The organism is Bradyrhizobium sp. 33ap4 (assembly GCF_032654765.1).
Taxonomy (GTDB): Bacteria; Pseudomonadota; Alphaproteobacteria; order Rhizobiales; family Xanthobacteraceae; genus Bradyrhizobium; species Bradyrhizobium australafricanum.
This window is the reverse complement of the sequence record NZ_JAUMTJ010000080.1, coordinates 18,393-32,582: the sequence shown is the minus strand read 5'-3', so window position 1 is coordinate 32,582 and position 14,190 is coordinate 18,393. Positions and strand designations below refer to the sequence as shown.

Annotated in this window: 8 protein-coding genes and 2 pseudogenes; 7 read left to right on the top strand and 3 right to left on the bottom strand. The window is 63.3% G+C overall.

The features are described from left to right. Window positions 1-66 precede the first annotated feature (66 nt). A pseudogene (locus Q2M23_RS38860) lies at window positions 67-336 on the bottom strand (DUF4142 domain-containing protein); the annotation flags it as partial. Window positions 337-516: 180 nt separating this feature from the next. Then, window positions 517-1,131 carry a hypothetical protein gene (locus tag Q2M23_RS38855; RefSeq protein WP_316398871.1) on the bottom strand — a complete coding sequence of 205 codons (615 nt, stop codon included), beginning with the start codon at window positions 1,129-1,131 and terminating at the stop codon, window positions 517-519. A gap of 1,022 nt (window positions 1,132-2,153) precedes the next feature. On the opposite strand from Q2M23_RS38855, the gene Q2M23_RS38850 reads away from it, so the two are divergent. Further along, entirely contained in the window at window positions 2,154-2,474 is a 321-nt protein-coding gene (locus tag Q2M23_RS38850) for a DUF736 domain-containing protein (RefSeq protein WP_018317677.1), read from the top strand. Window positions 2,475-2,718: 244 nt separating this feature from the next. Here the strand turns inward: Q2M23_RS38850 and Q2M23_RS38845 are convergent. After that, a pseudogene (locus Q2M23_RS38845) lies at window positions 2,719-3,103 on the bottom strand (helix-turn-helix domain-containing protein). Window positions 3,104-3,548: 445 nt separating this feature from the next. Between Q2M23_RS38845 and Q2M23_RS38840 the strand changes: the two are divergent. The 6 genes from Q2M23_RS38840 (at window position 3,549) to Q2M23_RS38815 (ending at window position 14,027) form a co-directional block, all read left to right on the top strand. Next, on the top strand, window positions 3,549-3,863 hold the full coding sequence (locus tag Q2M23_RS38840) for a hypothetical protein (protein WP_316398870.1): 315 nt from the start codon (window positions 3,549-3,551) through the stop codon (window positions 3,861-3,863). A 276-nt stretch (window positions 3,864-4,139) separates the two neighbouring features. Continuing rightward, the gene (locus Q2M23_RS38835) at window positions 4,140-5,333 is read left to right on the top strand and encodes a DUF932 domain-containing protein (RefSeq protein ID WP_316398869.1); all 1,194 of its coding nucleotides are present in this window, start codon (window positions 4,140-4,142) and stop codon (window positions 5,331-5,333) included. Between the two features lie 702 nt (window positions 5,334-6,035). After that, window positions 6,036-8,162 (top strand): ParB/RepB/Spo0J family partition protein, encoded by a 2,127-nt coding sequence (locus tag Q2M23_RS38830; protein ID WP_316398868.1) that lies wholly within the window; start codon window positions 6,036-6,038, stop codon window positions 8,160-8,162. Continuing rightward, window positions 8,159-8,449 (top strand): hypothetical protein, encoded by a 291-nt coding sequence (locus tag Q2M23_RS38825; protein WP_316398867.1) that lies wholly within the window; start codon window positions 8,159-8,161, stop codon window positions 8,447-8,449. Before Q2M23_RS38830 ends, Q2M23_RS38825 begins: the two co-directional genes overlap by 4 nt. 191 nt (window positions 8,450-8,640) lie before the next feature. Further along, window positions 8,641-12,966 carry a strawberry notch family protein gene (locus Q2M23_RS38820; protein ID WP_316398866.1) on the top strand — a complete coding sequence of 1,442 codons (4,326 nt, stop codon included), beginning with the start codon at window positions 8,641-8,643 and terminating at the stop codon, window positions 12,964-12,966. After that, on the top strand, window positions 12,966-14,027 hold the full coding sequence (locus Q2M23_RS38815; protein ID WP_316398865.1) for a toprim domain-containing protein: 1,062 nt from the start codon (window positions 12,966-12,968) through the stop codon (window positions 14,025-14,027). Before Q2M23_RS38820 ends, Q2M23_RS38815 begins: the two co-directional genes overlap by 1 nt. The last annotated feature ends 163 nt before the right edge of the window (window positions 14,028-14,190 follow it).

Genomic DNA, 14,190 nt, shown 5'->3' with positions numbered 1-14,190 from the left:
CAAAGCTCGCACCAAACTGGGGCGCGCCTATCCAGGCATACCCAAAGAGTCAAAATCACTGTGACGAGCTACTAGTCCCTTTAGCTCAGTGCTGGTCTTGGTGTGGTCTGTGACCATCTGGGAAGCGAACGTTTTCTCCGCCGCGTTGCCCTTCTGCTGCGCCAGCTTGCTGGACTCGATCTCAAACATGTCCGATATCGCGACCTGCTTGACGAAATCGGACGTCGAGGGGCTGACCCCGAGCACGGAGTTGACGCCGGTCTTCTCGCTGACGGATTGCGCCAGTCCTGGTGTCGCCAGCAAAATGCACGCGATTGCTAGTATCGTGCGTCTCATGTGTAGTACCTCCTTCAGCTTGCGCTCTTGCAGTTGACGCCCTTGCGATGCGCCACGGTGTTGGGCTTGGTATCGCCGACTTTTCCTCGTCGAGTTCAGCGGTGAGGAATCAGACGTCGTGGCTGCGCTTGGCGATCTGGCGGCTTGCCTGCCGGACAGGAGCCAGATAGCTAAGCGTTCTCAAGTAACCGGTCTTGCGGCATCTTCGACCGCTCGGGCGGTGGTTGCCATTCCGGCGGCATAGGCAGCGCCGGCGCCCAACAGGAGTGCGCAGAAACTGGCAAGCATGGTATAGGCGAGGTGTTTGCGCGCCTCCTCCATTTGAGCTTGCGTTCCCGGCCTGCTCGTCGAGCCGACGGTTTCACGCGCCGGATTGTTCGAATAATATGCGATGCGGGCGTTCGCCGCATAGCTTGGGCCGGCGAGGTTGCCCGCGATGCTGGCAGCCGAAGCAGGTATCATCGCGGCTGCCGCCACCACGATCACGGTCGCAACCGCCCAAGCACCCAAGGCATGTCCGACACGGCCCAAACCGCTCTGATCGGGCGAATTGGCGGCTGCGATGGCGCCGCCGACGAAGGCGGCAATGATCCCCGAAACGGCCCACCAGACGAAGGCAGGCCAGCCGGCGCTAGCAGGCGCGGACGCGGCCGTCGGAGTATCGATGGCGAGTAGGCCAATGCCAAAACCCAGCATGGTCAATAGGATTTGGACGACCAACGAAGCAAATACGCCCGCCAGGACAGGTGACCAAGTCCAGGCGAAGAAGGCGTGCGGTACCGCGCGTGCGGCCATGTTTACCTCCTCAAATACGAACTTTGGATTCAAGATCAATTTCGTACGTAAGTTCCAATCCGTTGGAACCGCGGACCTGTTTGAGGTTTGAATGCCTAGAAAGGAGGAGGATTGACCATGACATTCGGCAGAGGCGCGCTATTGTGGCTCCTGGGCATCCCGCTTCCAGTCATCCTGTTGCTTGCGCTGTTCTGGCGCTGACGCTCGAGAATTGAGGATTACTGGCTCAGGTATTTATCCGCCGCCGCCAGCACGCTGGTTGCCGCCACCGATTGCTGCCGAGACGCCGTGGTACCCGGCCGTAATAGACGCCGTGGTCCCGGCGGCGGTTGACTACGAGCACAAGACAGCGCAGCGCGGGCCAAGCCGCATCTCGGCGGCATCGAGATTGAGACCGAGGTCGCCACTATCTGCGCCTGTCGGGAGTAAACCGTCTCAACCAATTCTCACGTCTGCCACGCACGAGGGATGATCCTTCGTACCTTTCTGGTCGAACGGGTCCGCCTGGATCGACATATTGAATGCGGGGGTAAGGTGATGAGAGCGAGAAGTAATCGCGGCCCTCATCAATGCGCTTCGACAGGCTGCGGCGATCTCGGCCCGGCCCACCATTAGCGGTGGCGTGTGTCGCGCTCTCGATCGTTCTTCATGGACGATACCGCCCTTCGCGGCAGATTGTTTCTTTCTCTTCGCTGAATCGTTCCGACATCTTGTGCAGCTCGACCGAGATTCGCCAGTCTTCTCCTTGAGATTGCGGTTCAGCACGCGGACGCACGTGGCCTCCTTGATGGCTTGATCTGGCCGAAGACCGGCTTCGCCTCGATCGTCTGAGCCGCAACGCCGTTGATGCGACTTTCTTCCCCTGGGCTAAAGCCCATTCCTCGCGAGACAAGAAAGTCGCCACAACGGCGTCCTCCGCTGCGCTCCGGCCCGCGAGGGGTGCGTCGCCGATCGTCCCCGGCCTTCAGATCGCCATCGAGGCCGCGGTGGTCGCGGGCTCGAAACACAACAGGAGAAGTGATATGGCTAACATCGGTTCTTTCAAGAAGGTCGGCAACGACTTCCAGGGCGAGATCGTCACCCTGAGTCTGCAAGCCAAGGGCGTCCGTATCGTCGCCGAGACCAACCGCTCCAACGAGAACGCTCCGAGCCACCGCATCTATGTGGGCCGGGCCGAGATCGGCGCAGCCTGGTCGAAGCGCTCCGAAGAGGGCCGCGACTACCTCTCGCTCAAGCTCGACGATCCCTCCTTCAACGCACCGATCTACGCGAACCTGTTCGACGACGAAGGTGGCGAGGGCTACACGCTGCTGTGGTCGCGGCCGCGCAAGAACGGCGAGTGAGACGCGGATCCTTCAAAGCCCCGCCCAGTCTTGGGCGGGGTTCTTTTTTATGCACGCGCCAGCGAGAATCCCTTCGGCGCTGGATGGGCCACTCGCATGCACGGATCGATCTGGCGCGATGCATTCGCTTCCGGCCGAGCGCAGGTTTCGGCGCGTATGAGTGCCGTGCATCCGACAAGGCTCGTCGGGGCAGAGGCTGGCGATGAAGGAACAGGGCCTTTCGAACGCGGCGGGCCGGACCCAATCAATGGACGTCATGCAGCCTAGAAGGGCGACTTGACCTCTCGTGTTTGTCCGAAAGGCTCCCTGAAGATGGCTTGCGTTTGATATGGACATGCTTGGGCAGTTCGGCGCTGGCCAGTGCCTGTCCGACGCGATCGTTGCTGATGTTGGCGATCTGGCTCAGACCGTCGAGCAGACCAAGCGCCTGAAGGACGCCGGCATAGATGCCAATGCTGACGTTGGTATCGCCGGCTTCGACTCTTTGCAGGGTCGAACGGGACGTGAAGGCGCGCTCGGCCACGACGGCCATCGGCAGCCGCCGACGTCGGCGGGCGTCGTGGATGTCAGCGCCAAGCTTGCGAAATGGCTCGTCGAACGGCGGCGGGAGGATTATGAGGAGTCGGCATTTGTTATCTTCGTGCTACATATTCGACGATTATGTAGCACGATTACATTTTGGCTTGAGGTGCCGCGCCCCTGCAACAAATGGCGCCATCCCTGCTCCCGGCGCCGGCGGGGTCGCGCATCGTGGTTTGTGGGATTTTCCGCATATTTTTCCTGGGAAAGCTTTTTCGTGAGATTGCGGTCGGAAATCACGATCGGGAACGTTTTTCACTGATCGAGCTCATGCGACCAAAGTTTTCAGGTCCGGTGAGCGTTTTTCATGATCTGAGGCTGCAGGTGGTCGCGATCCCCGCCGGCTGCGCAGCGCTGATTGACGCCTGCCGGCTGTCCCGGTCCCACGCGTGCTTTCGGCCATCGGAACAAAGCACCGCATCCTTGAGCAAGGGAAATGGCCATCTACATGCCGCGTCACGCGCCTGAGTCGAGCCGACCCCACACGGCAACGTCTTGAACGATACAGCTGACTTCTATCGCTTCTCCGACGCAACGCCGCACGCGGAATTTCTCTACGCATGCGTGCAGAGGACCATCGAACAGGATCTTCCGAGCGAAGCCCGGTTCTTACGGAGCTTCAGATTCCGCTCGGGTGTCGAAAACATGGTCGACATGCCGGAGCGGACTCTCAACAGCCTCCCTGGATCGTTGCAACAGAATGAAGGGCGGCTGTCAAAGCGCGCCCGTGACACCAAATTCTCCCAGTTGACACCGGACGAGGTCACGAAGATCGAGCAGCTTTATCAAGCCGACTTCGATTCCGGTTAGATGTCTTTGCAGGCGTTGGCTGAGTTTATTGCCGTCTCCCTGCGGGACCGGGCTGTCGGCTGGCGCTGAAACCCCGCCTTGCGCCGGGTTTTCACCCTGCGGGCTTCCATCCCTGACGGAAGCCGCGGCGGGGTTGGATGCCGTGGGTCCTGGTTGGGGTCCTGGCCGCGGGCGTTGGACTGACGATACAGGGAGAGGCAGAGGGAAGCGGCCCTGGCCATGACGGGTTGAAGGTCGGAGGAGAGTCTTCCGGCGCCCGTCATGGAGATTGCTCCCATGAATACGCAGATTGTTGATGCCGGCCGCAACGCCAGCTGCGGTTACAAAGTGGATGTCAGCCGCGGCGAGCGCGTTGGTCGGGTGTCCTCGGAGTGGTTCTGCCGTCCGGCGGATGAACGTTATCTGTCGCTCAACGACCTGGCCCGCACGGTGCGCGATCGCACGGACCGCAGCCGCACGCGCGTGGTCGAAAGCGCGCTCATCCATGTCGAGGCGAGAAGTGCCGATCCCGAGCGCCTAGCCTTGATGCTGCCCGGCTCGGACAGGCCAGTCGCGCCGACCCACTGGAGCTTCGGCCAGCTTGCAAGCCAGGTTGGCGCACCGGCCGCCTACCTGCGGCAGCTCCCCGCGGCCCTCGCAGCCATCAACCTGCAATATGGCCTGACCGCCAATCGGGCCGAGCAGATCAAGACGCTCGAGACCGAGGATAACCGGGTGGAGCTTCGTGCCGTCACCGGTCCCGACTATGGCAGGATCTACGACCACGAGCTGGTTGAGGCCGTACAGCGCATCGCTGGCAATGGCACAGGCGATACACGGTGGAAGGTCCCCGGTGTGCTCGACTGGTCAAGTGGCATCTACAATCCCCGCGTCGATATTTCCAAGGACACGACGACCCTCTATGCATCGGACAGGGACGTTTTCCTGTTTCTGGTCGATGACCTGAACCCGATCGAAGCCGGTCGTCTCCGGGACGGCTCGCCCGACCTCTATTTCCGCGGCTTCTATTGCTGGAACTCGGAAGTCGGTGCGAAGACGCTCGGCATGGCGAGCTTCTATCTTCGTGCGGTTTGTCAAAATCGCAATCTGTGGGGCGTGGAAGATTTCGAGGAGATGACCATCCGTCATTCCAAATACGCAGCCTCCCGCTTTGCTCACGAGGCGGCCCCGGCACTGCTAAGCTTCGCCAACTCCTCACCGATGCCCTTCGTCAACGGCATCAAGGCCGCCCGCGAGCGGATCGTGGCACGCAGCGACGAGGATCGCACCGGGTTTCTGCGCCGCCGCGGCTTCTCCAGGGCCGAGGCAGGCAAGGTGATCGACGCGGTGCTGGTGGAGGAAGGCCGCCCACCTGAAAGCATCTTCGATTTCGTGCAGGGCATCACCGCGCTCGCGCGCGACAAGCCGCATCAGGATGTCCGCCTGGACATGGAGGCCAAGGCCAAGAAGTTGCTCGACCGCGTGGCGTAGTTTCGGCCGAGCCGGAGATTGCGCTCTCCGGCTTGGCCCGTCTGCGCTTTGCCGGTTCGCGAGTTCGCGCGCCGCCCTCTCGCGGAAACGGTCATGTCCGTCGCGGGCGACGATCCGCGGCGGCTCCCGGTCGGCAGCGCCGTCGACAACTCGCGGGTTGCGTGCAGCCCCGAAACATGCGCGCTCAGGCGCCGCGATACTCGCTTACGATCTTTGCGTGGCCGCGTTCAGCCTCGCCCACGTCAGGTACCGCTCCCGCCGGGCGTCGACGGAGGCGACGCCCACTTCCATGACCTCGGTTTCGAAAAGGACGGGGCGATCCGGATCGCATCCGAGATCGAGACCTACGAACACGGTTGAGACGACGATATCCGGATTTATCCGCGTCCGCGCGACGACACGGTCGGCTGATTTATACCATCGCCGCCACCAAACCGCGTTCGTGCATTCAGGTTCGCGTCCATCCAGAATGTAATGTCTCATGGCAGTCGACATAGTCGCCTGTGCCAACCAGCGCCAGCCGGTTTGGGCTTCAATCCGATCGGAGATGCGAGGGCGGGCCTGGTTTTCCGACAGCGCGGCGGCCGCCAATCATCGCCATTGTTCGTTGGAACAGCGAGAGCGAGAGGAGGGGGGCCTGTTCGCGAACGGGTTGGAGGCCGAGAGAGAGGCTCCCGGCCGCCCGTTTTCGGAGAAACTAACATGGCAAAGGCCGTTCAGAAGATCAAGCTGTCGCCGTCGCGCGACATTCCCTTCAGCAAGCTCGTCTTGAGTCAGAACAATGTACGGCGGCTCAAAGCCGGCATCTCGATCGAGGATCTCGCCGAGGACATCGCTCGGCGCTCCCTGCTGCAAAGTCTCAACGTCCGGCCCGTGCTCGACGGTGAAGGCCAGGAAACCGGCATGTTCGAGGTGCCGGCCGGCGGCCGCCGTTATCGCGCGCTTGAGCTTTTGATAGCGCAGAAGCGTCTGGCAAAGACGGCGCCAGTCCCTTGCATCGTCAGTGACATGGGTAGCGAGGTCACCGCGGAAGAGGACTCGCTCGCCGAGAACGTGCACCGCCTCGCGCTTCATCCCCTCGACCAGTTTCGGGCATTCCACACCCTGCGCGAGCAAGGGCGGTCCGAGGAGGATATCGCCGCCATCTTCTTCGTATCGGTCAACGTGGTGAAGCAGCGGCTGCGGCTTGCGGCCGTTTGCCCGAAGCTGCTCGACATTTACGCCGACGAGGGTATGTCGCTCGAACAGCTTATGGCGTTCTCCGTTACCGACGAGCACGCCCGACAGGAACAGGTCTGGGAGAACGTCAGCAAGTCGGGCTACGACGAACCATATCAGATCAGGCGCCTTCTGACCGAGCGCGCGGTGCGGGGATCCGACAAGCGCGTGCGATTTGTCGGCCTCGCGGCCTATGAAGCGGCCGGCGGCAAGGTGCTGCGTGATCTGTTCGAAGAAGATGGCGGCGGCTGGCTCGAGGACGTTGCTTTGCTGGAGCGTCTCGTGGCTGAGAAGCTGCGGACAGAAGCCGAGACGATCGCCGCCGAAGGCTGGAAGTGGATCGAGGTCACCGCCGCCAGCTTTCCCTACGGCCATGACCACGGCCTCCGTCGGCTCGACGCAGACCCGGCAGCTCTCACCGCCGAGGAGCAGGCGCGCTTCGATGCTCTCCAGGCCGAATACGACGCGCTCCAGACGAGATTTGAAGGCACTGATGAACTGCCCGACGAGGTGGACGCGCGGCTCGGCGAACTCGAGCAGGCGCTCGAAGCGTTCAACGACCGGCCGGACGTCTTCGAGCCGGACCAGATGGCCAGGGCCGGCGTCTTCGTCAGCATCGATGACGAAGGGCGGCTTTCGGTCAATCGGGGTTATCTCCGACCGGAGGACGAGGTGCCTGCGGCCGATGTCGAAGGCGAGCGGGGCACCAATACAACCTTGACTGAAGGGCAGGAGCCCGGCGCGTCCGTTCAGCGCACGACGATTTCGCTCGCCGGCGAATCGAGCGAGCCGGAGGAGGGCGATGAGGATGTGGCACGGCCATTGCCGGATCGGCTCATCACCGAACTGACGGCGCATCGTACGTTGGCATTGCGCGATGCGCTGGCAGAAAATCCGGCAATCGCGTTCCAGGCGGTGCTGCACAATTTCGTGCTGACGGCCTTTTACCGAAACGGATCGTCCGGCACGTGTCTGGAGATCGGACTGCGCACGCCGACCTTTCCCGCTCAAGCCCCCGGGCTCAGGGAAAGCGCGTCTGCCAAGGCCGTTGAGGCCCGGCACGAGTCCTGGAGGGCGCAGCTGCCCAAGAGCGAGAACGACCTGTGGGATGCGCTCACGGTCCTTGACGGTGCCGCACAGGCATCCCTGTTCGCTCACTGTGCGTCATTTGCGGTCAACGCCGTCCATGAGCCGGCCAACCGTTACAATCAGGGCCGTGTCTCCGCCGACGGCCTCAGCTCTCGGCTCCGCCAGGCCGATGTGCTGGCACGCGCCGTCGGCCTCGACATGGTTCAATCCGGCTGGAGACCGACAGTCGATAATTATCTCGGCCGCGTCACCAAGCCTCGTATTCTGGAGGCGGTGCGGGAGGCACGAGGTGAATCGTCTGCGCAATTGATCGATCACCTGAAGAAGACCGACATGGCCAAGGAGGCCGAGCGTCTTCTCGATGGTTCGGGCTGGTTGCCGGAGCTCCTGCGTCTTGTCGACGCCACCGCCGCGCCAACGGAACAGGAGGCGGAGGCTGGCCCGCTCCCCGAATTCCTCGCCAACCAAGGGCAGGAGGACGGCGGCGGCGACGACGAACCACAGCTCGATGCCGCCGAATGAAGCCTATCGCGGGACGGCCTGAGGCCGTCCCGCACGCCTTCCATCGCAATTCTCACACCGCGCCCGGCTTCGTGCCGGGCTTTCGGCTTTCCAATGAGCGGGAATTCATCGTTCAGGACATGGGTGCGGCGCTCGCTGACGCCGGAGCATGTATCGGCCGTTTCTGCTTGTTAGTGGATGCGTGCCGATGGTTTTGGCGGCGCGGTCGTTGTGATCTCGGCCAATCAAATCCTCGGCAAGTCACCAACGATCTCCTCGAGGAGTTCATCGCTCAGGTCACGCCGTGAGGCCGGCGGGTTAGCCCACGCCGTGCCGGCAGTGCATTTCGCCTTGTTCGCCCGGCCGAGGGTTTTGGGCGAGCCGTGAGGGTCGGCCGGGTCATGAGAGGCAGAGAGCGGCCGGGACGGGTTTGAGCCGGCACGGTCCAGAGAGAGCGCCAGCCGGCTCGCCCCATTCCCGCTCTCCGAAAGACACTGACATGACCGAATCTCTCGCCGGCGGCGCCGCCGCCGCGCCGCTCTCGATGCGTGCCGCTGCAAGTCTCACCTCCGCCGCCCTCCGCGCCGCACAGAATCTCCTGTCCGAGCTCGAACGCGGCCGTCGCATCGATGCCGCCGTCCTGCGCAGCGCCATGGCGGCGGCGTTCGCCGGCTCGGACGCCGCCGGCGCCTGGAACTGGAAGACCGCCTATGACGTCTGCGAGGCGGCGACCGTTCTATTCCTTCGCAAGTTCGGACCGGCCATGCGCGCCCGGGCTGGCTCGACAGCCGCCATGCTGCCGATGCTCGCGAGGATCGCGAGCTGTCTGCCGACCCATACGCGGCGTTCCGAGCATAGCCAGGCACTCCAACAATTCTCGACGCCGATTTCGCTCGGCTTTGTTGCATCTACGGCGGCGGGCGTGACGCCCGCCGATCGCGTTCTCGAGCCCTCTGCGGGGACAGGCTTGCTCGCTATCTTTGCCGAGCTTTCGGGCGGCGCCTTGGTGTTGAACGAGTTGGCCGAGGCGCGCGCGACATTGCTCGATCATCTGTTCGCCAATCTTAAAGTCACCCGCTTCGACGCCGCCCAAATCGATGACCATCTCGATGCAAGCGTCGCCCCGAGCGTCGTCTTGATGAACCCGCCGTTCTCGGCGGTGGCGAATGTCGAACGACCGATGCCAGACGCGGCCTTCCGGCACATCACCTCGGCCTTGGCACGGCTTTGCGACGGCGGGCGTCTTGTCGCGATCGTTGGCGCGAGCCTCGCGCCGGAGAATCCGGCATGGACGGAAGCCTTTGTTCGTCTCCAGGAACGCGGGCGGGTGGCATTTTCTGCCGCCATTGACGGCGCCCTTTACGCCAGGCACGGAACACAAACGGACACAAGGCTGCTTGTGATCGACAAGCTGCCGGCGGCTGATCCGAAGGTTTTTTCAGCTTCATTGGGCATGGCGAGCCATGTCGGGACCTTGCTTGACTGGGTGACCCAGCATGTGCCTCCCAGGCTGCCCATCGCGGCGTCGGTGGCGGTCGACCTTAGCCGTTGTCATCCCGCCAAGTCGAAATCGAGCGCCGCCGCTGCACTGTGTTCACCGTCCACCTCGGGAAGCGCGGCGTCAGAAGGCCTGGAGCTCAACTACGGGACAGTCGAGTGGTCGCCGCCGGAAGAAGCCCGACTGACCGATGCCCTTTATGAGACATACGGGTTGCAGTCGATCCTTATTCCCGGATCGTGCCCGCATCCGACCGAACTCGTGCAGTCCGCGGCGATGGCGTCCGTCGCGCCACCGAAGCCGACCTATCGTCCGCACCTGCCGTCGCATGTGGTGACAGATGGACTTCTGTCGGACGCCCAGCTCGAGAGCGTCATTTATGCTGGCGAAGCCCATAGCGAGTTGCTGGCAGGCTTCTGGACGGTCGACGCGACATTTGATGTCGTGGCCGCCGCCTGCGAGGGCGCTCAGAACGCGGTCCGCTTCCGTCGCGGCTGGTTCTTGGGCGATGGCACCGGTGCGGGCAAGGGACGGCAGGTCGCCGGGATCCTGCTCGACAATTGGCTCAAGGGCCGCCGCCGGGCGGTGTGGATCAGCAAATCCGACAAGCTGATCGAGGATGCGCAGCGCGACTGGTCGGCGCTCGGCATGGAGCGCCTGCTGGTTACGCCCCTGTCGCGGTTTCGCCAGGGCACGGCGATCCGGCTTTCGGAGGGCATCCTATTTACCACCTATGCCACGCTACGCACCGACGAGCGTGGCGAGAAGCTTTCGCGCGTCAGGCAGATCGTCGAATGGTTGGGCTCCGACTTCGACGGAGTGATCGTCTTCGACGAGAGCCACGCCATGCAGAATGCGGTCGGGAGCAAAGGCGAGCGCGGCGACCAGGCGGCCTCTCAGCAGGGGCGCGCCGGGCTGAGGCTCCAGCACGCCTTGCCGAATGCTCGCGTGGTCTATGTGTCGGCGACGGGCGCCACCACGGTGCACAACCTTGCTTATGCCCAACGCCTCGGCCTTTGGGGCGGCGCCGACTTTCCGTTCGGCACGCGCGCCGAGTTCGTCGAGGCGATCGAGGAGGGCGGGGTGGCGGCCATGGAGGTGCTGGCGCGTGATCTTAAAGCGCTCGGTCTCTACTCCGCCCGCTCGCTGTCCTATGAGGGCGTCGAGTACGAGCTGGTCGAGCACAAGCTGACGCCGGAGCAGGTTCGCATCTACGATGCCTATGCTGGCGCGTTCAGCGTCATTCATAACAACCTCGATGCGGCGATGCGGGCCGCCAACATCACCGGCGAAACCAGGACGCTGAACACGCAGGCAAAATCTGCGGCGCGATCCGCCTTCGAAAGCGCCAAGCAGCGCTTCTTCGGGCATCTGTTGACCTCGATGAAGACGCCTTCGCTGATCCGATCGATCGAGCGTGATCTCGACGCGGGCCATGCCGCCGTGATTCAGATCGTGTCAACGGGCGAAGCGCTGATGGAGCGTCGGCTCGCCGAGATTCCGACCGAGGAGTGGGGCGACGTCCAGGTCGACATCACGCCTCGCGAATATGTGCTCGACTATCTCGCCCATTCGTTTCCGATCCAGCTTTACGAACCCTTCACCGACTCGGAGGGTAATCTTTGCTCGCGGCCTGTTTATCGCGATGGTCAACCGGTTGAGAGCAGGGATGCCGTCTCCCGCCGCAATCGCTTGATCGAAAAGCTCGCCTCGCTGCCGCCTGTTCCCGGGGCGTTGGATCAGGTCATCCAGCGTTTCGGGACCGAACTTGTCGCAGAAGTGACCGGCCGTTCGCGCCGCATCGTTCGCAAGCACGACCGCTTGGTGGTCGAGAGCCGAGCTGGCTCGGCGAACCTCGCGGAGACCACCGCCTTCATGGACGACGTCAAGCGCATCCTCGTGTTCTCCGACGCGGGCGGTACGGGAAGGAGCTACCACGCCGACCTGTCAGCCCGGAATCAACGGTTGCGGGTCCATTACCTGCTCGATCCCGGCTGGAAGGCCGATGCCGCGATCCAGGGGCTTGGCCGGACCAACCGGACCAATCAGGCACAGCCGCCGCTGTTTCGTCCCATCGCAACCGATGTAAAGGCCGAAAAACGTTTTCTCAGCACCATTGCCCGTCGGCTCGACACACTGGGCGCCATCACGCGCGGTCAGCGCCAGACCGGAGGGCAGGGCCTGTTCCGGCCCGAGGACAATCTCGAAAGCCAGTACGGCCGTGACGCCTTGCGTCAACTCTATGTCCTGCTCGTGCGAGGCAAGGTCGACGGCTGCTCGCTCGCGAGATTTGAGGATGCGACCGGCCTGAAGCTGACTGATGCCAATGGGCTGAGGGACGACCTGCCGCCGATCACGACGTTCCTCAATCGCTTGCTGGCGCTCACCATCGACCTACAGAACATTCTGTTCACCGCCTTCGATCAGCTTTTGACTGCTCGGATCGAGGGCGCGGTTAGCTCCGGCACCTACGACATTGGACTGGAAACGCTCCGCGCCGAGAGCTTTGTCGTCACCGACCGGCGGACGATCTACACCCATCCCGGGACTGGTGCGGAGACCCGGCTGCTCACCATCGTCCAGCGCCAGCGCAATCATCCCATCAGTCTCGATGACGCCCTGGCTCGCCGTTCCGACCATCACGCGATCCTGTTGCTCAATGAGCGCTCGGGCCGTGCTGCCGTGCAGCTTCCGGCCCCGAGTTTCATGCTCGACGATGGCGAGATCGAGCGGCGCATCCGCCTGGTACGGCCGATGGAGCAGCACAGCGTCGCCCTCGACATGATGGCGGAAAGCCATTGGGCCGAAGCGGATCGGGAACGCTTTGCCGCCGCCTGGCTTATGGAACTCGCCGAGGTACCGGAGTTCACGGAAAGTACGATCCACATCGTGGCGGGCTTGCTACTACCCATCTGGAAGCGGCTGCCGAACGAATCGACCCGCGTCTATCGTCTCCAGACCGATGCGGGCGAACGCATCATCGGCCGCAAGGTCTCCGCCGCCTGGGTCGCGAACGTCCTTGCCGCTGATGCGCCCTCGATGGTGCGGGACGCCGCCTTTGCCGCGCTGATGGAGGGACGGATCGTCCTCGATCTCGCGGAGGGGCTGAAGCTTTGCCGTGTGCGGGTGATGGGCGCAGCCCGCATCGAGCTGTCGGGATTCAACGACACCATGCGCGATCGTCTGCGGGCTTATGGGCTCTTTGGCGAGATCATCTCCTGGAAGCTGCGGATGTTCGTGCCCGCGGACGCAAGCGGCGTCGAGATCCTGTCGAAGGTGCTCGACAGCTATCCGGTTGCGCGCATCAGTGAGCGGGAGGCCGCGTGATGCCGCGCGATGCCTCTGAATTGGCACGCCGCCTCGCGCGAGAGGCCGAGGCGGTATGCAGGCACTATCTCTCCAATGGCAAGCGGGTGGGACGGTATTGGGTGGTCGGCGACGTCCACAACGCGCCGGGCCGTTCGTTGTTCGTACGGCTGCAGCAGTCGCCGAAAGGTCCCGCCGGTAAGTGGACCGATGCCGCGACCGGAGAACATGGTGACCTCCTCGACATCATCCGCGAAAGTCTGGCCTTGCGCGACTTTCGCGAAGTGACTGGGGAGGCGAGACGCTTTCTGATGCTACCTCGTTCCGAGCGACAACCTCCCCCAGAACTCGTGGATCCAGCAGTGCCGGCCGGGTCGCAGGAAGCCGCCCGTCGCCTCTTTGCCATGTCCAGCCCGATCGACGGTACAATGGTCGAAGCCTATTTGCAGCGTCGCGGAATAGCCCGCATCCACCATGGCGACAGTTTGCGCTTCCACCCACGCTGTTATTATCGACCGGACGACCATTTGCCGACCGAAACATGGCCAGCGATGATAGCCCGCGTCACGGATCTCGATGGACGGATCTCCGGCGTGCATCGCACATGGCTCGATCCAGACGGCTTTGACCGCGTGCGGCTCGGCAAAGCTCCGATCGACACGCCACGACGGGCGATGGGCGACCTGCTCGGCAATGCCGTGCGTTTCGGCCGGGTGGACGACGTGCTCGCTGCGGGCGAAGGCATCGAGACCATGCTGTCGCTGCGTTACGTACTGCCGACCTTGCCGATGACCGCTGCGCTGTCGGCCAATCACCTTTCGGCCATGTTGCTGCCGTCCGGGCTACGTCGCCTCTACATCGCCCGCGACGCCGATGCCGCCGGAGATGCCGTACAGGCTATCCTCACCCAGCGCGCGGAAGACGCCGGCGTTGAAGCGATCGCACTGTCGCCTCGGACGGGCGACTTCAATGAAGATCTGCACATCTTCGGCCGTGAGGCCCTCCGAGCAGTGTTGCGGCTTCAACTCGCACCGGAAGACGTCGACCGCTTCCTCCGTTCGCCCACGCTGGGAGCGGAGTAAGCGCTATCATCGACCGCGATGGGTCGGTCGTAGATTAGGCCAATGCCGGAAGAGCACGCGACCACGGCCTTCTAGAGGGCGATCGGACGGCAAGCGGTCCGGGCCGGCAATGGCTGCGTCCGGCTATTTTCCGCCGCGCGCGGGCGATGGGAGGCACGCCAGT